This window comes from Streptomyces sp. NPDC028308, from assembly GCF_055565855.1.
Window position 1 is genome coordinate 125,242 of sequence record NZ_JBVHTO010000013.1, and the last position, 21,531, is coordinate 146,772.

The 21,531-nt window shown below is 72.2% G+C and carries 12 protein-coding genes; 4 read left to right on the plus strand and 8 right to left on the minus strand.

The features are described 5' to 3' along the window. Positions 1 to 81: 81 nt before the first annotated feature. Together ACZ4VA_RS29445 and ACZ4VA_RS29450 are read right to left on the minus strand one after the other, a co-directional pair. A complete protein-coding gene (locus ACZ4VA_RS29445) occupies positions 82 to 402 on the minus strand; it encodes a hypothetical protein (RefSeq protein WP_355789303.1) in 321 nt (106 codons plus the stop codon). Between the two features lie 163 nt (positions 403 to 565). After that, the gene (locus tag ACZ4VA_RS29450) at positions 566 to 2,818 is read right to left on the minus strand and encodes an ATP-dependent DNA helicase UvrD2 (protein ID WP_355789316.1); all 2,253 of its coding nucleotides are present in this window, start codon (positions 2,816 to 2,818) and stop codon (positions 566 to 568) included. A gap of 172 nt (positions 2,819 to 2,990) precedes the next feature. Here ACZ4VA_RS29450 and ACZ4VA_RS29455 point away from each other — a divergent pair, with 172 nt between their 5' ends. Further along, entirely contained in the window at positions 2,991 to 3,233 is a 243-nt protein-coding gene (locus ACZ4VA_RS29455) for a mycoredoxin (protein ID WP_030929162.1), read from the plus strand. A 155-nt stretch (positions 3,234 to 3,388) separates the two neighbouring features. Here ACZ4VA_RS29455 and nudC read toward each other — a convergent pair whose 3' ends face one another. The 5 genes from nudC to ACZ4VA_RS29480 form a co-directional block, all read right to left on the minus strand. Further along, positions 3,389 to 4,324 (minus strand): NAD(+) diphosphatase, encoded by a 936-nt coding sequence (nudC, locus tag ACZ4VA_RS29460; RefSeq protein ID WP_355793709.1) that lies wholly within the window; start codon positions 4,322 to 4,324, stop codon positions 3,389 to 3,391. 95 nt (positions 4,325 to 4,419) lie between these two features. Beyond that, a complete protein-coding gene (locus ACZ4VA_RS29465; protein ID WP_468083086.1) occupies positions 4,420 to 5,832 on the minus strand; it encodes a dipeptidase in 1,413 nt (470 codons plus the stop codon). A 10-nt stretch (positions 5,833 to 5,842) separates the two neighbouring features. After that, a complete protein-coding gene (locus ACZ4VA_RS29470; RefSeq protein ID WP_468083088.1) occupies positions 5,843 to 9,472 on the minus strand; it encodes a UvrD-helicase domain-containing protein in 3,630 nt (1,209 codons plus the stop codon). Positions 9,473 to 9,635: 163 nt separating this feature from the next. Continuing rightward, positions 9,636 to 13,109 (minus strand): ATP-dependent helicase, encoded by a 3,474-nt coding sequence (locus ACZ4VA_RS29475; protein ID WP_468083090.1) that lies wholly within the window; start codon positions 13,107 to 13,109, stop codon positions 9,636 to 9,638. 326 nt (positions 13,110 to 13,435) lie between these two features. Then, positions 13,436 to 13,801, minus strand: a complete 366-nt coding sequence (locus ACZ4VA_RS29480; protein WP_355782300.1) for an MGMT family protein — start codon at positions 13,799 to 13,801, stop codon at positions 13,436 to 13,438. Between the two features lie 185 nt (positions 13,802 to 13,986). On the opposite strand from ACZ4VA_RS29480, the gene ACZ4VA_RS29485 reads away from it, so the two are divergent. From ACZ4VA_RS29485 to ACZ4VA_RS29495, 3 genes are all read left to right on the plus strand, one after another. Beyond that, a complete protein-coding gene (locus ACZ4VA_RS29485; RefSeq protein ID WP_389390499.1) occupies positions 13,987 to 16,719 on the plus strand; it encodes a lysylphosphatidylglycerol synthase domain-containing protein in 2,733 nt (910 codons plus the stop codon). A 95-nt stretch (positions 16,720 to 16,814) separates the two neighbouring features. Beyond that, positions 16,815 to 18,362: an alpha/beta hydrolase gene (locus ACZ4VA_RS29490; RefSeq protein WP_389390500.1), complete on the plus strand. Its 1,548-nt coding sequence runs from the start codon at positions 16,815 to 16,817 to the stop codon at positions 18,360 to 18,362. Between the two features lie 115 nt (positions 18,363 to 18,477). Then, on the plus strand, positions 18,478 to 20,037 hold the full coding sequence (locus ACZ4VA_RS29495; RefSeq protein WP_468083093.1) for an alpha/beta hydrolase: 1,560 nt from the start codon (positions 18,478 to 18,480) through the stop codon (positions 20,035 to 20,037). A gap of 254 nt (positions 20,038 to 20,291) precedes the next feature. Here the strand turns inward: ACZ4VA_RS29495 and moeZ are convergent, their stop codons facing one another. After that, a complete protein-coding gene (gene moeZ, locus ACZ4VA_RS29500) occupies positions 20,292 to 21,470 on the minus strand; it encodes an adenylyltransferase/sulfurtransferase MoeZ (RefSeq protein WP_355782290.1) in 1,179 nt (392 codons plus the stop codon). Between the last annotated feature and the right edge of the window lie 61 nt (positions 21,471 to 21,531).

The following is a 21,531-nucleotide window of genomic DNA, read 5'->3' on the forward strand; positions in this document are numbered from 1 at the left end:
GTCCCCGGTCGGGGACAAACAGAAGGGCCGCGGATCCCGGGTGGGGTTCCGCGGCCCTGAAGGCGCCGGCCTGATCGAGAATCAGGCTGGATCACTCCAGGGTTCAGGCCCACGGAAGGCCCACATCGTGTGGTGCTGCTTCGTCTGCTCCAGGGATCCGGCACCGGCCGCCGCAAAGGCATAGGTCCGCACCTGTGCCGCTACTGCTTCCAGTGCCTGGATCGGTCGCTCATTGCGCTCACGAACGGGAAGACCCGCGAGAGCCACACTGGACGCCGGACGGACGGCGGAGATGCCGGACAGACCGGTGCCCAGGATGGAGACGCCGAGCGTGCAGACAGAGGCGACCGAGGGATCGGTCATTTTGACGGTGCTGGTGGAGCTGAAGTTGATGCTGATCACTGGAATCGCCTCCTCTCGGCGTCTATGGGGACCGGGGTGAACCGGTCCGACGGTTGTTAAGTACATCACGAAACCAGGGCCTCGGAGAAGGCCGCCGTTTCCGTGTTAAGAACCTATGGGGATCGCTGGGGCATGCGCAAACTATTTTTTCGACGAGTTTGAATCAGTCGACGTCGTCGTCCCCGCCGGGCTCGCGACCTGCGCAGATGGCCAGAACATCGGCTCCGAAACGGTTCAGCTTGCGTACTCCGACCCCCGGGATCCGCGCCAGCTCGCGCTCGTCGTCGGGCACGGACTCCGCGATGGCCATCAGTGTCTTGTCGGTGAAGACGCAGAACGCGGGCTGCCCACTGCGCTGCGCCTGCACCGCGCGCCACTCCCGCAGCCGCTCGTAGAGCCCCTCGTCCATGTCGGAGGGGCAGTCCTCGCAGCGCATCAGTTTCATCTCGCCCGCGTCGGTGAGCGTGCGTCCGCAGACCCGGCAGCGGGCCGGTGTCCGGCTGGTGCGCCGCACGGCGCTGCCGCCCGCTCTCCCGATCCCCCGCTCTATCCCGCCGGCGCCGACCGCTCCCGCGCGGCCCGCCGTGGCGACGGAGCCGGGGCGCAGCCCGTCGAGGAAGCGGCTGGGACGGCGGCTGGCCCGGCCGCCGGGCGAGCGGGACAGCGCCCAGGAGAGGAACAGGTGCTCTCTGGCCCGGGTGACGCCGACGTAGAGGAGCCGGCGCTCCTCCTCGATCTGCTCGTCCGTCTTTGCGTAGGTGATCGGCATCATGCCCTCGGCGACCCCGACCAGGAAGACGACGTCCCACTCCAGGCCCTTGGCGGAGTGCAGCGAGGCGAGCGTGACGCCCTGGACGGTCGGCGCGTGCTGGGCACCGGCGCGTTCGTCCAGCTCCGCCACCAGGTCGCCCAGGGTGGCGTCCGGTTTGGCCGCCGCGAAGTCCTGCGCGAGGTTCACCAGGGCGGCCAGCGACTCCCAGCGCTCCCGGACCGCTCCCGAACCGGCGGGCGGCTGGGTGGTCCAGCCCTCGCCGGAGAGGACCGCGCGGACCTGCGAGGGCAGGTCGACCACGTCGTCCAGGAGGGAGTCGTTGCCGCCGAAGCGGGCCGCGCCGCGCAGGGCGACGCCGGCCTTGCGCACCTCCGGGCGGTCGAAGAATCGCTCGGCTCCGCGCAGTTGGTAGGGCACCCCGGCGTCGGCGAGGGCCTGTTCGTAGATCTCGGACTGCGAGTTCGTGCGGAAGAGGACCGCGATCTCCGCGGCCGGGACTCCGGAGGCGATCAGGTCGCGGATGCGGCGGGCCGCGCCCTCGGCCTCGGCGGGCTCGTCCGTGTACTCGGTGTAGACGGGTTCTGGGCCGGGGCCGCGCTGGGAGACCAGCTCCAGTCGGTGGTCGGCGGCCCGGCCGCGGGCCTGGGCGAGCAGCCCGTTGGCGAGGTGGACGACCTGGGGCGAGGAGCGGTAGTCGCGGACGAGCTTGACGACGGTGGCCCCGGGGTGGCGGGTGCGGAAGTCGAGCAGGTGGTCGGGGGTTGCACCGGTGAACGAGTAGATCGTCTGGCTGGCGTCGCCGACGACGCAGAGGCTGTCGCGCTCCCCGAGCCACAGCTCCAGGAGGCGCTGCTGGAGCGGGCTGACGTCCTGGTACTCGTCGACGACGAAGTGCTGGTACTGGGAGCGGACCTGCTCGGCGATGTCGTGCCGGTCCTGCAGCACGGCCACGGTCAGCAGCAGGACGTCCTCGAAGTCGATGACCGCGCGGTCGCGCTTGAGGTCCTCGTACGTCGAGTAGAGCTGGGCGATCTCGGCCGGGTCGCGGGGGGTCTCGCGGCCCGTCTTGGCGGCGGCGGCCGCGTAGTCGCCGGGGACGGTCTGGGTGACCTTGGACCACTCGATCTCGGCGGTCACGTCGCGCAGCTCGCCCCGGTCGAGCCTGATGCGGCAGGCGGCCGCCGCGTCCGCGACGATCTGGATCTTGCGGTCGATGATGCGGGGCATGCTGCCACCGACTGCTTTCGGCCAGAAGTACTGGAGCTGGCGCAGGGCGGCGGAGTGGAAGGTGCGGGCCTGGACACCGGAGGCGCCGAGCTGCCTGAGGCGGCCGCGCATCTCGCCCGCGGCACGGTTGGTGAACGTGACGGCCAGCACGCTGGAGGGCTGGAGGATCCCGGCGCGTACTCCGTAGGCGATGCGGTGGGTGATCGCCCGCGTCTTGCCCGTGCCGGCTCCGGCCAGCACGCACACCGGACCGTGCAGGGCGGTCGCGACCTCGCGCTGCTCGGGGTCGAGCCCGTCGAGCACCGCGTCGGCCGTGTCCGGTACCTGAGGGAAGAGGGTGGAGTGCGTTGCTGCTGTCACACCGCCATGCTGCCAGGTCGCGGGAGACGGGTGAGCCGGTTGTCCACAGGGGGGCACCACTTGTCGTACCAATGCGGCAGGCGTCACAGCCGTCACATCGCAGGACTCGGCACCGGACCGGCGCCGGACCCGGGCCGTGCGCCGGCCCGCCCGCGGGAATGGCGGCCCGGTCACGTACGTTCCACTGACTGCGAACACGCACCCTCTGCCGCGAAGGAGCACAACAGACATGCCGGGCACTGTGACGATGTACAGCACCACGTGGTGCGGCTACTGCCGCCGGCTCAAGAGCCAGATGGACCGGGAGGGCATCACGTACAACGAGATCAACATCGAGCAGGACCCGGATTCCGCCGCGTTCGTGGAGAAGGCGAATGGCGGAAACCAGACGGTTCCGACCGTCCTCTTCCCGGACGGGTCGACGCTCACGAACCCCTCGCTGGCCCAGGTCAAGCAGAAGATCGGCGCGTAGCGCGGGACGTCGTCGGCACGCGGCCGTCGGCCGCGGCGTGAGCGTGACGATCGCGAAGGCCGGGCACCCCATGGGTGCCCGGCCTTCGCGTTGCCGTCCCTGAGACCGGTCGCACGTCGTCCGCGCGCGGCCCGGCGCCCGTCAGGGGCGTGACCTCACGGACGCGGCAGGGGCTTGCCGTACCAGAGCTCGATCAGCCGGGCCGCGATGGAGATGCCGTACGGGGGCAGCACCTCGCCGGACTCGAAAGCGGCCCGCAGGTCCTCGCGGGAGAACCAGCGCGCCTCCTCGATCTCCTCGCCGTCGACGTCGATCTCCGACGACGTGGCGCGGGCCATGAAGCCCAGCATGAGGCTGGAGGGGAAGGGCCAGGGCTGGCTGGCGACGTACTCGACCTCGCCGACCGTGATCCCGGCCTCCTCGAAGACCTCGCGGCGCACCGACGTCTCGATGGACTCGCCCGGTTCGACGAAGCCCGCGAGCGTGGAGAAGCGACCCTCGGGCCAGTGCACCTGGCGGCCCAGCAGGATGCGGTCGTCGTCGTCCGTGACCGCCATGATCACGGCCGGGTCGGTACGGGGGTAGTGCTCGGCTCCGCAGGCCGGGCAGCGGCGGATGTGGCCGGCGGCCGCGATGACCGTGCGCTCGCCGCAGCGCGAGCAGAAGCGGTGCAGCCGCTGCCAGTTCTCCAGGGCGACCGCGTGCACCATCAGTCCCGCGTCGCGCGGGGACAGGAGCAGCCCCGCCTCCCGCAGGCCGGCCGGGCGGGCGGACTGGTCGATGCGCCCCGGCAACGCGTCCTTCTGCAGGGCGAAGTAGCTCACGCCGTCGTCGTCGGTGCCGAGGAAGTAGCGGTGCGCCTCGGTCAGCGGGGCCTCGAAGGACGGGGTCATGACGAGTTCGGTGGTGCCGTCCGCCGCCTCGTCGATGAGGACCTGACCGCCGGAGACCACGAAGACGCGGGTGGTGGGGTGGCTCCACGCCGCCGCGAGCCAGGCCTCGTCGAGCCGGTGGTGGGCGGCCCGGTCGATGCCGCTCGGGGCGGTGAGCGAGATGGGACGGTCGGCGCTGTGGTCGGTCCAGGTGGTCACGGGTGCTTCCAACTCCCCCGATGGAAAGGTTGTTTCGGCTGGCGGTGCGGCGGGACGGGTGCGGAGGTCGTTCTTCGGCGTGCGGCCGGCCTTCTTCAGTGTGCCTCGCCCCAGTTCTCGGCCAGGTCGCCCCAGAGGTGGGCGGTGGTCTCGACGCCCTTCATCAGGAGGTCGAGCTCCACCTTCTCGTTCGGCGCGTGCCAGCCGTCGGACGGGACGGAGATCCCCAGGAAGAGCACCGGCGCCCCCAGCACCTCCTGGAGGTCGGCGGCGGGACCCGAGCCGCCCTCGCGGGTGAAGCGGACCGGCTGCTCGAAGGCGCGGCCCATGGCGCGTACGACGGACTGCAGCGCGGGGTGGTCGAGCGGCGTCAGGCAGGGCCGGGTGGCCGCGCCGAAGGTGATCTCGTGCCGGATCCCCGCGGGCAGCTGATGGGCCGCCCAGGCGCGCACCGCCTTCTCGATGTGGTCCGGGTCCTGTCCCGCGACCAGCCGGAAGGACAGCTTCACCATGGCCGAGGACGGGATGATCGTCTTGCTGCCGGGGCCCCGGTAGCCGCCGCCGATGCCGTTCACCTCGGCGGTCGGGCGGGCCCAGATGCGCTCCAGGGTGGTGTGCCCGGCCTCGCCGTGGGTCGCGGCGGACCTGGCCGTACGTAGCCACCGCTGCTCGTCGAAGGGCAGCTCGGCGAAGAGTTCGCGCTCGCGGTCGGTGAGTTCGACGATGCCCTCGTAGAAGCCGGGGACGGCCACGCGCGCGTGCTCGTCGTGCAGGGCGGCGACCAGGCGGGCGGCCGCGGTGGCCGGGTTCGGCACGGCGCCGCCGAAGGAGCCGGAGTGGATGTCCTGCTCCGGTCCGTGCAGCTCGATCTCGCACTCGGCCAGGCCACGCATGCCCGTGCACACCGTCGGGGTGTCCTCGGACCACATGCCGGTGTCGGAGACGATCACCGCGTCCGCGGCGAGCCGGTCCGCGCGCTGTTCCACGAGAGCGCGGAAGTGCGGTGAGCCGGACTCCTCCTCGCCCTCGACGAGCATCTTCAGGTGCACCGCGGGGGCCGTGCGACCGGTGGCGGCGAGGTGGGCGCGGACTCCGAGTGTGTGGAAGAACACCTGCCCCTTGTCGTCGGCGGCCCCGCGCGCGTGGAGGCGGTTCCCCCGGATCACCGGTTCGAACGGCTCGGTGTCCCAGCCGTCCGCGCGGGCGGCGGGCTGCACGTCGTGATGCCCGTAGACGAGGACCGTGGGCGCCTGTGGGTCGTCGGCGGGCCACTCGGCGAAGACGGCGGGCGCGCCCGGCGTCTCCCACACCTCGCTGACCGGGAAGCCGGTCTCCTTGAGCTTGGCGGCGAGCCAGTCGGCGCTGCGTGCCACGTCCGCGGCGTGGTCGGGCTGCGCCGAGACCGAAGGGATCCGCAGCCACTCCGCGAGGTCGTCGAGGAAGGCGGCGCGGTGCGCGGCGATGTACGTGCGGATGGTGCTGACAGCGCTGTCAACGGGCTTGCTCATGGCCACGAGCCTAGCGGCCCCCGCCGACACCCTCGTCCGGCGGATCCTCGGGAGCCCCGTCGGCGTCAGCGGGATCCTCCAGCAACAGCCGTTCGAGCGCCGCCCGGTCGGGGAGCCCGTCGAGGTTGACGACCTCGCCACTGCGCACGTACAGGAAGGTGGCCCGGACGGACGCGAGGGGGACGCCCTGCTGCTCGGCCCAGGCCAGTCGGTACACGGCGAGCTGGAGCGGGTCCGCGGTGCGGGTGCGGCTCGTCTTCCAGTCGACGATCTCGTACGTGGTGCCCTCGGCTCCGTCCTCGCGGTAGACGGCGTCGATGCGGCCGCGCACGACGCGTCCCGCGACGGACAGCTGGAACGGGGACTCCACCCGGTACGGGGTCCGGTGCGCGTACGGGCTGCGCTCGAAGGCCTCCTTGAGTGCCTCCAGGTCGCGCTCGTCGGCGATCTCGGCCTCGCTGCCCGGCAGCTCGTCCGGTTCCAGCATGGGCAGCCGCAGCGCCTCGAAGCGGGATTCGACCCAGGCGTGGAAGCGGGTTCCGCGGCGGGCCGCGGGCTGGGGCGGGCGGGGCATGGGGCGGGCGAGCTCCTGGGCGAAGCCGTCCGGGTCGGCGGCCAGCCGCAGCAGCTGCGAGGCGGTCAGGGACGCGGGCAGGGGTACGTCCGTGACGCTCGCGCGGGACCGCAGGAGCTCGCCGGTGAGAGCGTCGAGGTCGCGGTCCCAGGAGGCGAGGGTGCGGGCTTCCTCCGGGGTGAGCGGCGCGCCCCCGGCCTCGGACGCGTGATCGAGGTCGTCGGGGTGGGAACGGGCGTGCGGGATGACGGGCCGGTCGTCCTCGCCGGACGGTCCCGCCGTCGGTTTCTGCTCCCGCTCGTGTTCCTCGGGAAGCGGCACGCGCGCGTGGGGCGTGCCTGCGGGGCGGTCCGTCGTCCAGGAGTCCCAGTCGGCGGCGGCCTCCTCGGAGGGGTCGGCGTCGTAGGAGTCGTCGGGGAACTCCTCGTCGTCCGGTGGCGGCGGCCAGTCCGGGTCGTCGTGCGAGGAAGGGTCGTGGAGGGCCTCGGGCCGGCCCGCCCCCGGGTGGGTCTCGTCATGGGAGGCGAGCCGCTCCAGGTGCGCCAGCACGGTCTCCGCGGCGGCGCGCCGGCGAGCCAGCGCCAAGTCGTCCAGGGGCAGCGGCCACGCGTGATCGGCGGCGGCCTCCTGGAGGGCGGGGTTCTCCTCGTCCTCGGCCGGCTCGTCCGCCCAGACCTCGATCTCGCCGTGGCCGGACGCGCAGTGCTCGTACAGGGCGTGCAGGAAGTCCGAGGGGCCGCGCGGGCGCTTCTGCGAGGGGCCCCACCAGTGGCCCGAGCCCAGCAGCAGGGAGCGGGGGCGGGTGAAGGTGACGTAGCCGAGCCGCAGTTCCTCGGTGTGCTGGTGCTCCTTCATGGCGTCGTGGAAGGCCTTCATGGCCCTGGCGTCCCAGGAGTCGATGTCGGGCAGCGTGTCGGCGTCGCCGCGCAGCTCGTGCGGCAGGACCTTCCCCTGGGCGGTCCACTTCTCGCGCCCCTGGGTGCTGGGGAAGGTCCCGGTGACCAGTCCCGGCACCGCGACGACGTCCCACTCCAGGCCCTTGGACTTGTGCGCGGTGAGCACCTTGACGGTGTTCTCGCCGCCGGGGAGGGCGTTGTCGAGGCCCTTCTCGTACTGGGCGGCGGTCCGCAGGAAGCCGAGGAAGGCCAGCAGGGTCGCCTCCCCGTCACCGGCCGCGAAGGAGGCGGCGACGTCCAGGAAGTTGGAGAGGGTCTCCCTGCGGCGGGCGGCCAGCGCGTGCGGGGACGCCGACAGCTCGACCTCCAGTCCGGTGACGGCGAGCACCCGGTGCAGGACGTCCATCAGGGGGTCGGACAGGGAGCGCCGCAGGTCGCGCAGTTCGGCGGCGAGACGCGCGAACCGCACCCGGGCGTCGGGCGAGAACGGCAGCCCGTCGTCCTCGGCCTCGGCCCCGAAGGGCATCTCGAGGAAGGTGTCGAGGGCGTCCGCGAGCGATATCACCTCGGCGGGGTCGACCCCCTCGACGGCGGCGGCGAGCCGGCGGTCCGGGTCGTCGTCGTCCCCGCGCGCGTGGGACACGAGCAGCCGGGCCCGCCGCCCCAGGAGCGCGAGGTCGCGCGGGCCGATCCGCCAGCGCGGTCCGGTGAGCAGGCGTACGAGGGAGGCGTTGGCCCCGGGGTCCTGGAGGACTTCGCAGACCGCGACGAGATCGGCCACCTCGGGCAGGTGCAGCAGGCCGGAGAGGCCGACCACCTCGACCGGGATGTCCCGGGCGACGAGCGCGCCCTGGATCTCGGCGAAGTCCGTCGCCGTGCGGCACAGCACGGCGATCTCGCCGGGTGCCTTCCCGGTGCGTACGAGGTGGGCGATCGAGTCGGCGAGCCAGTCCATCTCCTCGGCGTGGGTGCGCAGCAGCGCGCAGCGGACCGTGCCGTCGCGCTCGGCTCCGGGGGCGGGGCGCAGGGCCTCCACGCCCGCGTGCATCGCGCGCAGGGGTTCCGCGAGGCCGTTGGCGAGGTCGAGGAGCCGGCCTCCGCTGCGGCGGTTCTCACTGAGCGACTGGCGGGCCGCCGGGCGGCCGTCGGCGTGCGCGAAGTGTTCGGGGAAGTCGTCCAGGTTGGCGACGGAGGCGCCGCGCCAGCCGTAGATCGCCTGGCAGGGGTCGCCCACCGCGGTCACCGGATGGCCCGTGCCGGCGCCGAACAGTCCGGCTAGCAGGACGCGCTGGGCCACCGACGTGTCCTGGTACTCGTCGAGCAGCACCACGCGGAACTCGTCGCGCAGGATCGCGCCGACCTCCGGGCGGGTGCGGGCCAGGGTCGCGGAGAGGGCGATCTGGTCGCCGAAGTCGAGCAGGTCGCGCTCCCGCTTGGCCGCGCGGTAGCGGCCCACCAGCTCGGCGAGCTCACGCCGGGCCCTGGCCGCCTCGGGCACCTTGCGGAGGTCGGCGTTGCTGAGCCGGGCGTCCTCCAGGGAGCGCAGCAGCTCGGCGTCGTACGCCCGCAGGTCCTCGATCCCCACGAGGTGCTCGGCCAGTTCGGAGTCGAGCGTGAGGAGGTCGCCGACCAGGTCGGGGAAGGAGCGGGTCAGGGCGGGATAGGGGCCCGGGGCCTCCCGCAGCACCCGCGCGGCGAGCTGGTAGCGGGTGGCGTCGGCGAGGAGGCGTGCCGTCGGTTCCAGCCCTATGCGCAGGCCGTGGTCGGTCAAGAGCCGGCCGGCGAACGCGTGGTACGTCGAGATGACCGGCTCACCCGGCGGGTTGTCCGGGTCGATCACGTCGGGGTCGGTGACGCCGGCCCTGACCAGCGCCTTGCGGACGCGCTCGGCCAGCTCACCGGCCGCCTTGTTCGTGAACGTCAGGCCCAGCACCTGTTCCGGGGCGACCTGTCCGGTGCCGACGAGCCACACCACGCGGGCCGCCATCACCGTGGTCTTGCCCGAGCCGGCTCCGGCCACGATCACCTGCGGGGCGGGCGGTGCGGTGATGCACGCCGTCTGCTCCGGGGTGAACGGGATGCCCAGGAGCTCCTTGAGCTGCTCGGGGTCGGTGATACGGACTGGCACGTCAGAGAGGCTAGCGGCGCCCACTGACAGCGGAGACCGCATCGGCGCACGGGACGGAAGAAGCGCTGGTCAGCTCACGAGGTGCGGTATGTCACTCGGGCCGCGCCGACCGTCGGCGGGCAGCCGCCGCGGGGCGCTCGTACGTCGGCGGGCGGCCGCCCCGGGGTGCGCGGGGCGCTCGTACGTCGGCCGTTCGAGGGACGCCTCACTCGATCACCTGCCGCCCTTCCGGCCGGGCGCTGCACGACGCCCGGAACGCGCAGTGCGTGCAGTGCTGTCCTGTGCTCGGCGTGAACCGTTCGTCGAGGACCTTGCCCGCGGCGGTGGCGAGGAGGTCGCCGACCCACTCCCCCGTCAGCGGCTCCTGCGCCTGGACCTTCGGGAAGGTCTCCCCGCCGTTCTTCTTGGCGGCGCCCTGGCGCAGCTGGACGAGTTCGGCGCCGCCCGGCTCCGGGCGCACCCCGTCGAAGACCTCGTCGACGGCGCCCTGGTTCACGGCCAGCTGGTACACCGCCAGCTGCGGGTGACGGGCGACGTCGGCCGCCGTCGGTGCCTGCTTGCCGGTCTTGAAGTCGACCACGTAGGCGCGGCCTTCGGTGTCCGTCTCGACGCGGTCCATGGAGCCCCGGATGCGCACTTCGTAGGAGCCCGCCTCCAGGGTCACGTCGAAGTCGTGCTCACTGGCCACCGGCCTGCGCCCCGTGCGGTCCATGACGTGCCACCGCAGGAAGCGTTCGAGCGCCACGCGCGCGTGCTCCTTCTCCTGCGACGACTTCCAGGGCGCGTCGAACGCGAGCGCGTTCCACACCGAGTCGAGGCGTTCCATGAGGACGGCGAGGTCGGCGGGCGTGTGCCCGGAGGCCACCTCGTCGGCGAGCACGTGCACCACGTTGCCGAATCCCTGGGCGGCGGTCGCGGGTGCGTCCGCCTTCACCTCGCGGCCCAGGAACCACTGCAGGGCGCAGGTGTTGGCGAGCTGGTCCAAGGCGCTCCCGGAGAGCACCACCGGGTGGTCGCGGTCGCGCAGCGGCACCTTGCTCTCGGTCGGCTCGTACATGCCCCACCAGCGGTAGGGGTGTGCGGACGGCACCAGGGGGCGCCCGTCCTCGTCGCCGAGCGCGGCGAGCCTCGCCAGCCGGCGGGCCGCGGCCTCCCGCAGGGTGTCGGAGACCCGCGGGTCGACGGTGGTCGCCCGCAGTTCGGCCACCAGGGCGGCCACGGACAGTGGGCGGCGCGGGCGGCCGGTCACGTCCCTGGGCTCGACGCCGAGCTCGGTGAGGAAGCGGGAAGGCTGGTCCCCGTCGTCCGCCGGGGCCTTCACCGCGGTGACGACGAGGCGTTCACGCGCGCGCGTGGCGGCCACGTAGAACAGGCGGCGCTCCTCGGCGAGCAGCGCGCCGGGCGTCAGCGGTTCGGCGAGGCCGTCACGTCCGATGCGGTCGGCCTCCAGCAGGGAGCCCCGCCGACGCAGGTCGGGCCACAGCCCCTCCTGGACACCGGCGACGACGACGAGCCGCCACTCCAGGCCCTTGGAGCGGTGCGCGGTCATCAGGCGGACGGCGTCGGGGCGTACGGCCCGGCGGGTGAGCGTGTCCGCGGCGATGTCCTGCGCCTCGATCTCCTCCAGGAAGTTGAGGGCGCCGCGGCCTCCGACGCGCTCCTCGGCGCGGGCGGCGGTCGCGAACAGCGCGCACACGGCGTCGAGGTCGCGGTCGGCGTTGCGGCCCGCGGCGCCGCCGCGCCGGGCGGAGCGCTCCAGCCGCTGCGGCCAGGGTGTGCCGTCCCACAGGTCCCAGAGGGCCTCCTCCGCCGTCCCGCCGCCCGCGAGCCGCTCCCGGGCCTTGCGCAGCAGCACGCCGAGCCGTTGGGCGCCCCGCGCGTACGCCGGGTCGTGCGCCACCAGCCGTTCCGGCTCGGACAGCGCCCGGGCCAGCAGTTCGTCGGAGGGCGGCGGTACGTGGTTGCCGCCGGCGCGCTCCTCCTCGCGCAGGGCCCTGCCGAGCCGTCGCAGGTCGGCGGCGTCCATACCGGCGAGCGGGGAGGTGAGCAGGGTGAGAGCGGTCTCGGTGTCGAGCCACGAGCCCTCGGGACGTGACCCGGGCGTTCCGGTCTCCGCACCGCACTCGACGGGATCCGGGGTTTCCGTGTCCTGGCCGGGCTCGGTGGAGTCCGGGGTTTCCGTCTCCTCGCCGGGCTCGGTGGAGTCCGGGGCTTGCGCGACCTCCCCGGATTCGGGGGATTCCGTGATGCCGGTGTCCTCGGGCTCCGCCGTCTCGGCCGTCTCCGCCTCCGCCGTCGCGACCGCCTTGAGCGCCGTGAGCAGCGGCGCGACCGCCGGTTCGTGCCGCAGGGGCAGGTCGTCGCCGTCGATGTCCAGGGGGACCCCGGCGGCCGTGAGGGCACGCCGGAACGCTGGGATGGTGCGGGAGCCCGCGCGTACCAGGACCGCCATGTCGCCCCAGGGGACGCCGTCCTCCAGGTGGGCGCGGCGGAGGATGTCCGCGATGTTGTCCAGCTCCGTGCCGGACGTCGGGTACGTGTAGACCTCGGCCCGCCCACCGCCGCGGACCGGCGTGAGTTCGCGGTGGGCGCGGACCTTCTCCGCCGGGAGGCGGGTCAGGGGCATGCGCTGGGTGACCAGACGGGTGGCCTCCAGCAGGGCGGCGCCCGAGCGGCGGGACGTGCGCAGGACCTCCACGGGGGCCGGACGGCCGTCCGCGCGCGGGAAGGCGTGCGGGAACTCCAGGATGCCGTTCACGTCGGCGCCCCGGAACGCGTAGATCGACTGGTCGGGGTCTCCGAAGGCCACCAGGGTCCGGCCGCCTCCAGCGAGAGCGTGCAGCAGCCGGACCTGCGCGGGGTCGGTGTCCTGGTACTCGTCCACGTAGACCGCGTCGTACTGGGTGGCCAGCCGCTCGGCGACCTCGTTCCGTCCGGCGAGCAGCACCGCGCGGTGGACGAGTTCGGCGTAGTCGAGCACTCCCTGCATGTCGAGGACGTCCAGGTACTCGGCGAGGAAGGCGGCGGCGGCCCGCCAGTCCGGGCGGCCGATGCGGGAGGCGAAGGCGTCCAGGGCGTCGGGGCCGAGCCCGAGTTCACGGCTGCGGGCCAGCACCGCGCGGACCTCGTCGGCGAAGCCGCGGGTGGTCAGGCAGGCGCGCAGTTCGTCCGGCCAGCGCACGTGCGCCAGACCGAGCTTCTCCAGGCCGGGCTGGCCGGCGAGCAGCTCGCGCACCGCCACGTCCTGCTCGGGGCCGGACAGCAGCCGCAGGGGCTCGACGAACAGCTCGCTGTCCTGGTGGGCGCGCACCAGGGCGTAGCAGTACGAGTGGAAGGTGGTGGCGCGCGGGGCGCGGGCCGCCCCGATGCGCAGCGCCATGCGGTCGCGCAGTTCCACGGCCGCCTTGCGGCTGAAGGTCAGCACCAGGATGCGCTGCGGGTCCGCGCCCCGGGCGATGCGCGCCGCCACGGACTCGACGAGCGTCGTCGTCTTTCCGGTGCCGGGACCTGCCAGGACGAGCAGCGGGCCCGCCTTGTGGTCAACCACCGAGCGCTGTGCCGCGTCCAGACGAGGGGGGTCCGGCCGGGCGGGCGGGGTACGCACCAGTCGGTAAGCGCCACGGCTCCCCTGGCGCACCTGGTGGTGCGACAGACGCCTGGTGGAAGAAGAGGAGCTCACGTGGTTCGCCGGTCCTGGTGGTTGTGCGATCGGTCACTGCCGGCGCGGGGCGCCGTCCTTCAGGGGTGGTCGGGTGACGGGCGGGCGGGCCGCCGCACGGGGCGGGCGGTGACCGCGAGGTGAGGGAGACGCGCGTCGTCGGTGCCACGCGGGTGGACGCCGGGGAAGACGCTACGCCGGTGGACACCGTGGAAGGAGGCCTTCCCCTTCTTCCCTCGTGCCCCGTGCGTCCCTCGCTCCCCGAACGTACGGCATGTCCCGCGGGTGCCCCGTTTCCCTCGTACGGGCCACAGGTTCCCCGTTCGCCGGTCCGATGCCGGAAGCTGTCAGGTGTGACCCTCCGCGCGCCCGCCCCCGTCCCATCTCGCCCGTCTCATGTCGACGCGGGGCAGATGACCTGCGGAGGCCCGGCCCGCTTCCTTCAGAGGCGTGCCCTCCGCGCGGTAGTGGCCCAGCGCCTCCAGCTCGTGGCCGGGGACCAGCACCCCGTCCGCGCGTATGACCCGCCACCAGGGAACCGCGCCTCCGTAGAGGGCCATCACGCGGCCCACCTGTCGCGGGCCGCCCTCCTCCAGCCATTCGGCGACGTCCCCGTACGTCATGACGCGCCCGGACGGGATCAGCTCGGCGACGTCGAGCACCCGCTCCGCGTACTCCGGCAGGGCGTCCGCCGGAAGGCTCTCCTCGCTCATCCGACCCATCCTGCCCCACCCCACCGACAATTCGACCGGGCGGTCACGCTGCGTACGCGTCGCCCCGGGACCACACTCGAGGCAGGCCGTTGGACCCCGTATTGCACCCTCCTGCCCCCGTGTCCCGGCGGGGCATGCCACCATCGTGCGGGCGGTGACAGGTGATACGAGATCAAGAAGAGACGATGAAGCAGCAGGGTGTGCACCCCGAAGACGCGGAGGGCACCTCTGAGGCGTCGTCGCGCCCGGACGCCGCCCGGACGGACGACGGAGCGGCCGAGGACGTGTCCGAGGAGAACGCCGACTGCGCCGAGGACCAGCACAGCGACGAGGTCGAGGGCGACGAACCGCTGCTCCCCGCGCGCGTGCACCGGCCTTCCGACCTCATGCGGCTCCTGGTCGGGATCCTCGCGATCGTGGTGCTGCTGGCCATCGCCGCGTTCGCGCACGGCACCACCTCGGGGCTCGAACAGGACATCAACAAGGGCACCGGCCAGGCACCCGATCTGCTGATCAAGATCGCGGGTCTGGCGTCGAGCATCGCGATCCTCCTGGTGCCCGTCGCCTTCGCGATCGAGCGGCTGATCAAACGGGACGGCCTGCGCATCGCCGACGGCGTGCTCGCCGCGGTCCTCGCCCACGGTGTGACACTCGCCACGGACCTGTGGGTCGCCAAGGCCGCCCCGAACTCGATCCAGGAAGCGCTCACCCAGCCCTCACCCGGCGACGTCCACGCCCTCACCGACCCGGTGCACGGCTACCTCGCGCCCGTCATCGCCTACATGACGGCCGTCGGCATGTCGCGCCGCCCGCGCTGGCGGGCCGTGCTGTGGGTGGTGCTGCTGCTGGACGCCTTCTCGATGCTGGTCACCGGCTACACGACACCGTTCTCGATCATCCTCACGGTGCTGATCGGCTGGACGGTCGCCTACGGGACGCTGTACGCGGTCGGCTCGCCGAACGTGCGTCCGACCGGCCGGACGCTGATGGCGGGGCTGCGGCACGTGGGCTTCCGCCCGGTGAGCGCGGCCCGCGACGAGGCCCCGGACACCACCGAGAACGGCGACCGAGGGCGGCGCTACTTCGTCACCCTGGAGGACGGCCCACCCCTCGACGTCACGGTCGTGGACCGGGAGCAGCAGGCGCAGGGGTTCTTCTACCGCGTGTGGCGCCGGCTGACGCTGCGCGGCATCACCACGCGCCGCAGCCTGCAGTCCCTGCGCCAGGCGCTGGAGCAGGAGGCCCTGCTCGCGTACGCGGCCATCGCGGCCGGCGCCAACGCGCCCAAGCTGATCGCGACCTCGGAACTCGGCCCCGACGCCGTGATGCTCGTCTACGAGCACACAGGCGGCCGCACCCTCGACTCGCTGCCCGACGACATGATCACCGACGAGCTCCTGAGGGACACCTGGCACCAGGTCCACGCCCTCCAGTCACGGCGCATCGCGCACCGCAGGCTCGCCGGCGACGCCATTCTGGTGGATCGTTCCGGCACGGTGATCCTCACCGACCTGCGCGGCGGTGAGATCGCGGCCGGCGACCTGGTGCTGCGCATGGACATCGCGCAGCTCGTGACCACGCTCGGACTGCGTGTCGGCGCCGAACGCGCGGTCGCCTCGGCGGTCGGCGTGCTGGGCCCGGACGCGGTCGCCGACTGCCTGCCGCTGCTCCAGCCGATCGCGCTGACGCGCTCCACGCGCGCGACGCTGCGCAGACTGGCCCGCGAGCGCGCCCAGCGCGAGCGCGACGCGGTGCTGGAGGCCTCCCGGCAGGACAAGCTCGCCCGCACCGAGGAAGCCCACGAGCAGACCGGACCCGTACTGGAGAAGCCGGGCAAGAAGGCCGTGCGTGCCGAGCAGCGGGCGGAGAAGCGGGCCATCGACGACGCCGTGGAGGAGGCGCGCGAGGAGGACCTGCTCACCCAGATCCGCCACCAGGTGCTGCTGATCAGACCGCAGGCGCCCGTCGAACCGGCGCGTCTCGAACGCGTCCGCCCCCGCACGCTGATCAGCTTCATCGCCGGTGCCATCGGCGCGTACTTCCTGCTCACGCAGCTCACCCACATCGAGTTCGGCACCCTCTTCGACAGCGCCGAATGGGGCTGGGTCGCCGCGGCCGTGCTGTTCTCGGCGCTGAGCTACTTCGCGGCGGCGATGAGCCTGCTGGGCTTCGTGCCCGAGCGGGTGCCGTTCATGCGGGCCGTGGCCGCGCAGGTCGCCGGCTCGTTCGTGAAGATCGTGGCGCCCGCCGCGGTGGGCGGAGTCGCTCTCAACACCCGCTTCTTGCAGCGCGCCGGGGTCCGCCCCGGACTCGCGGTGGCGAGTGTCGGCGCCTCGCAACTGTTCGGGCTCGGCTGCCACATCCTGATGCTGCTCTCGTTCGGCTACCTGACCGGCACCGAGAAGACACCCTCCCTCTCGCCGTCCCGCACGGTCATCGCCGGCCTGCTCACCGTCGCGGTCCTGGTGCTCGTGGTCACGTCGGTGCCGTTCCTGCGGAAATTCGTCGCCACGCGCGTGAGGTCGCTGTTCGCCGGCGTCGTGCCGCGCATGCTCGACGTCCTCCAACGGCCGCAGAAGCTGATCACCGGCATCGGCGGCATGCTGCTCCTCACCGCCTGCTTCGTGATGTGCCTGGACGCATCGATCCGGGCCTTCGGCCACGACGAGACGACCACGCTCAGCCTCGCCAGCGTCGCCGTCGTCTTCCTCGCGGGCAACGCGCTCGGCTCCGCTGCGCCCACCCCGGGCGGTGTCGGCGCGGTCGAGGCGACGCTGACGGTCGGTCTGATCGCGGTCGGGCTCCCCAAGGAGGTCGCGGCGCCCGCGGTGCTCCTGTACCGGCTCCTGACGCTGTGGCTCCCGGTGCTGCCCGGATGGCTCTTCTTCAACCACCTGACACGCAAGGGCGCCCTCTAGACGCGTACCCGGGTGACCGCCTACGCGCCGGGCGCTCCTCACCCGCACGGCCCGTGCCCCGAGCGTGCCGTCCGGCGCGACCTCAGGATGGGATCATGCCGACCCCTCCCCGACTGCGCGCCGCCGCCATGACCGCCGCCGCCGTACTTCTGTCGTCCCTGATGACGGGCTGCAGCGACGACGACTCCAAGGACGAGGACCTGACGGCTCAGAAGCTGAGCTGGAAGGAGTGCCCGGCACCCTCCGAGTCCGAGGGCGGCGGCAACGCCCCCTCCCCGTTGCCGGGCGGCACGGAGTGGCAGTGCGCCACCATGAAGGCGCCGCTCGACTGGGACGAGCCCAAGGGCGACACGATCGGCATCGCGCTGATCCGCGCGCGGACCAGCGGGGCCGAGAGCGAGCGCATCGGCTCACTGATCTTCAACTTCGGCGGTCCCGGCGGCTCCGGCGTCGCCACGCTGCCCGCCTTCGGGGAGGACTACGCGAAGCTGCGCACCCGCTACGACCTGGTGAGCTTCGACCCCCGGGGCGTCGGCCGCAGCGCGGGGGTGAAGTGCGAGGACGACCAGCAGCTCGACGCGTACTTCCAGCAGGACGCCACGCCCGACGACGCGGCCGAGCGGACTGAGCTGCTCGACAACACCAAGCAGTTCAACTCGGCCTGCGAGAAGAACTCGGGCCGGACCCTGCCGCACGTGCGGACCACGGACGCGGCCCGCGACATGGACCTGATGCGTCAGGTGCTGGGCGACGACAAGCTGTACTACTTCGGCGTCTCGTACGGCACCGAACTGGGCGGTGTGTACGCGCACCTGTTCCCCACGAAGGTGGGCCGTGCCGTCTTCGACGCCGTCGTCGATCCGACGCAGACACCGGAGCAGGGCTCCCTCGGCCAGGCCAAGGGCTTCCAGCTCGCGCTCGACAACTTCGCCCAGGACTGCACCAGCAAGGTCGAGGACTGCCCGGTCGGCGACTCCCCGCAGGACGTCAAGGACCGCATCGCGAAGCTGCTGGCGGACCTCGACCGCAAGCCGATCCCCGGTGTCTTCCCCCGGGAGCTGACCCAGACCGCGGCCACCGGCGGCATCGCCCAGGCCCTGTACTCCAAGGACTTCTGGGAGTACCTCACCCAAGGCCTGGAGGAGGCGTACGACGGGGACGGCAAGGTCCTGATGCTGTTGTCCGACTCGATGAACGGACGCAACGAGAACGGCCAGTACAGCAACATCACCGCGGCGAACGTCGCCATCAACTGCGCCGACGACAAGGCGCGGTACACGACGGGTGACGTGGAGACGCGGCTGCCCGAGTTCCGGTCCGCCTCCCCGTTGTTCGGCGACTACCTGGCCTGGGGCATGGTCAGCTGCACCGACTGGCCGGTCGCGGGCGCCGCCGACCACCCCGACGTGAGCGCGCCGGGCTCGGCCCCGATCCTCGTCGTCGGCAACACCGGCGACCCGGCCACCCCGTACGAGGGCGCGAAGAAGATGGCGGACGCGCTGGGCCGGGGGGTCGGCGTCGAGCTGACGTACAAGGGCCAGGGGCACGGCGCCTACGACAGCGGGAACAAGTGCGTTCACCAGGCGGTCGACAGCTATCTGCTGGCCGGGACCGTGCCCTCGGCCGGAACCGTCTGCTCCTAGGAAACCGCAGGTCAAAAGGTTATCCACAGGCCGCGACGGCGGTCGGACGCCGACGCCTAGTATGGCTTGCGTGTGATCCGCGACTCCGGCGGAGCACTGGCGAGGGGGGAAGCACATGACACGTTTCGCACGGTGGACGGCGGTGGCCGCAGCCGCACTGCTGCTGGCCGGCTGCAGTGACGGCTCGTCCGGCGAGGCCAAGGGCGGGGCCGGGGACAAGGACCGCCCCGACTCGTCGGCCACCGCGTCCTCCTCGGGTGCGTCGCCGGGGCTGCCGTCCGCCCTGACCTCGCAGAAGCTGGACTGGGGCCGCTGCAAGGCCACGTCGGACTCCCCCGCCCCGGGGAACGCGTGGCGGTGCGCGACGCTCAAGGCGCCCCTGGACTACGCGAAGCCGGACGGCGACACCATCGACCTCGCGCTGATCCGCTCCCAGGCGACCGGCGGCCGGAGCAAGCACATCGGCTCCCTCGTCTTCAACTTCGGCGGCCCCGGCGCCTCGGGCGTCGCCACGATGCCGGCGTACGCGAACGCGGTCTCCAAGCTCCACCAGCGCTACGACCTCGTCAGCTGGGACCCGCGCGGGGTTGCCGCCAGCGAGGGCGTGCGCTGCCGCGGCGACAAGGAGATCCAGGCCGCCGAGTCGGTGGACGCCACCCCGGACGACGCAACTGAGGAGAAGACCTACCTCAAGGACGCGACGGACTTCGGCGAGGGCTGCCGCAAGAGCGCCGGGAAGCTCATGTCGCACGTCTCGACGACCGACACCGCCCGCGACCTCGACCTGATGCGCCAGGTCCTCGGCGACCGCAAGACGCACTACTTCGGCATCTCCTACGGCACCGAACTCGGCGGGGTGTACGCCCACCTGTTCCCGAAGAACGTGGGACGCGTCGTCCTGGACGCCGTCGTCGACCCGAGCGCCGACACGGTGGGCCACGCCAAGAACCAGACCCGGGGCTTCCAGCGCGCCCTGAACGCCTATCTGAAGTCCACCGGCCAGAACCCGGAGCAGGGCTCTCAGAAGATCGTGGACCTGCTGAAGCGGCTCGACGCGAAGCCGCTCCCCGCGTCCCCCGGCCGCAAGCTCACACAGACGCTGGCGGTGACCGGCATCGTCCTGCCGCTCTACAGCGAGCAGGCCTGGCCCACCCTGACCAGCGCGCTCAAAGCCGCCGAGAGCGGGGACGGTTCACAGCTGCTGGCGCTCGCCGACGGCTACAACGAACGTGACGCCTCGGGGCACTACGGCACGACGACCCACGCCCAACGGGTCATATCGTGCCTGGACGACAAGCAGCGGCTGACGCCCGAGGAGTCGAAGAAGCTGCTGCCGGAGTTCGAGAAGATCTCCCCCGTCTTCGGCGCCTTCATGGGCTGGGACACGGCGGGCTGGTGCCACGACTGGCCGGTCGCCGGTCAGTTCGACACCCCGGAGGTCAGCGCGGCCGGATCGGCGCCCGTCCTGCTCGTGGGCAACACCGGGGACCCGGCGACGCCCTACGAGGGCGCCCGAGCGATGGCCGACGAGCTGGGGAAGGACGTGGGCGTGCTCCTCACCTGGAAGGGCGAGGGTCATGGGGCGTACGGGAGCGGCAGCGACTGCGTCGACTCGACGGTGAACGGCTATCTGCTGGACGGCACGGTGCCGAAGGACGGCAAGGTCTGCTCGTAGGACGGCCCGCGGGCGGCCGGGGCACGACGTCCCGGCCACCCGGGACCGTTCCGGCGGCAGGGGCACGGGCCTGGGTATTGGGGAGGTGCCCGGCACGAGCCACGGTACCGGAGAGGTGCGTGGCACCGGTCTCTGCACCGGAGTGGAGCCCGGCACCGGCCTTGGCACGAGTCCCGGTACGGGAAAGGGGCCCTGCACACGAGGTGCCGGGCCCCTCCCGGAAGGCCGTACGTCCGGCGAACCGGTTCGGACGCCTAGTAGACCGGCTTGTCCGGCTCGATCTGGTTGACCCAGCCGATCACGCCGCCGCCGACGTGCACGGCGTCGGAGAAGCCCGCGGACTTCAGCACGGCGAGGACTTCCGCACTGCGGACACCCGTCTTGCAGTGCAGGACGATCTTCTTGTCCTGCGGGAGGCTCTCCAGGGCGGTGCCCATGAGGAACTCGTTCTTCGGGATCAGCCGGGCGCCGGGGATCGAGACGATCTCGTACTCGTTGATCTCGCGGACGTCGATGATGTCGATGTTCTCGCCGTCGTCGATCCACTCCTTGAGCTGCTTCGGAGTGATCGTCGAGCCGGCCGCCGCCTCCTGGGCCTCCTCGGACACGACGCCGCAGAAGGCCTCGTAGTCGATGAGCTCGGTGACGGTGGGGTTCTCACCGCAGACCGCGCAGTTCGGGTCCTTGCGGACCTTGACCTGGCGGTACTGCATCTCCAGGGCGTCGTAGATCATCAGGCGGCCGACGAGCGGCTCGCCGATGCCCGCGAGGAGCTTGATGGCCTCGTTGACCTGAATGGACCCGATGGACGCGCACAGCACGCCCAGGACGCCGCCCTCGGCGCAGGAGGGGACCATGCCCGGCGGCGGGGGCTCCGGGTAGAGGCAGCGGTAGCAGGGACCGTGCTCGGACCAGAAGACCGAGGCCTGGCCGTCGAACCGGTAGATCGAGCCCCACACGTACGGCTTGTTCAGCAGCACGCAGGCGTCGTTGACCAGGTACCGGGTGGCGAAGTTGTCCGTGCCGTCCACGATCAGGTCGTACTGGCTGAAGATCTCCATCACGTTGTCGGCTTCGAGCCGCTCCTCGTGAAGGACGACGTTCACGTACGGGTTGATGCCGAGCACCGAGTCGCGCGCCGACTCGGCCTTGGAGCGGCCGATGTCCGCCTGGCTGTGGATGATCTGGCGCTGCAGGTTCGACTCGTCGACCTCGTCGAACTCCACGATGCCGAGCGTGCCCACGCCCGCGGCGGCCAGGTACATCAGTGCCGGCGATCCGAGGCCGCCGGCGCCCACACAGAGCACCTTCGCGTTCTTCAGCCGCTTCTGCCCGTCCATCCCGACGTCCGGGATGATCAGGTGGCGGGAGTACCTGCGGACCTCGTCTACGGTGAGCTCGGCAGCCGGCTCGACCAGGGGTGGCAGCGACACGGTTACTCCGTTAATCGGTCAATCAATGGGTGTCCCCCCGTTCGGGCGCAGCCGGGACCGG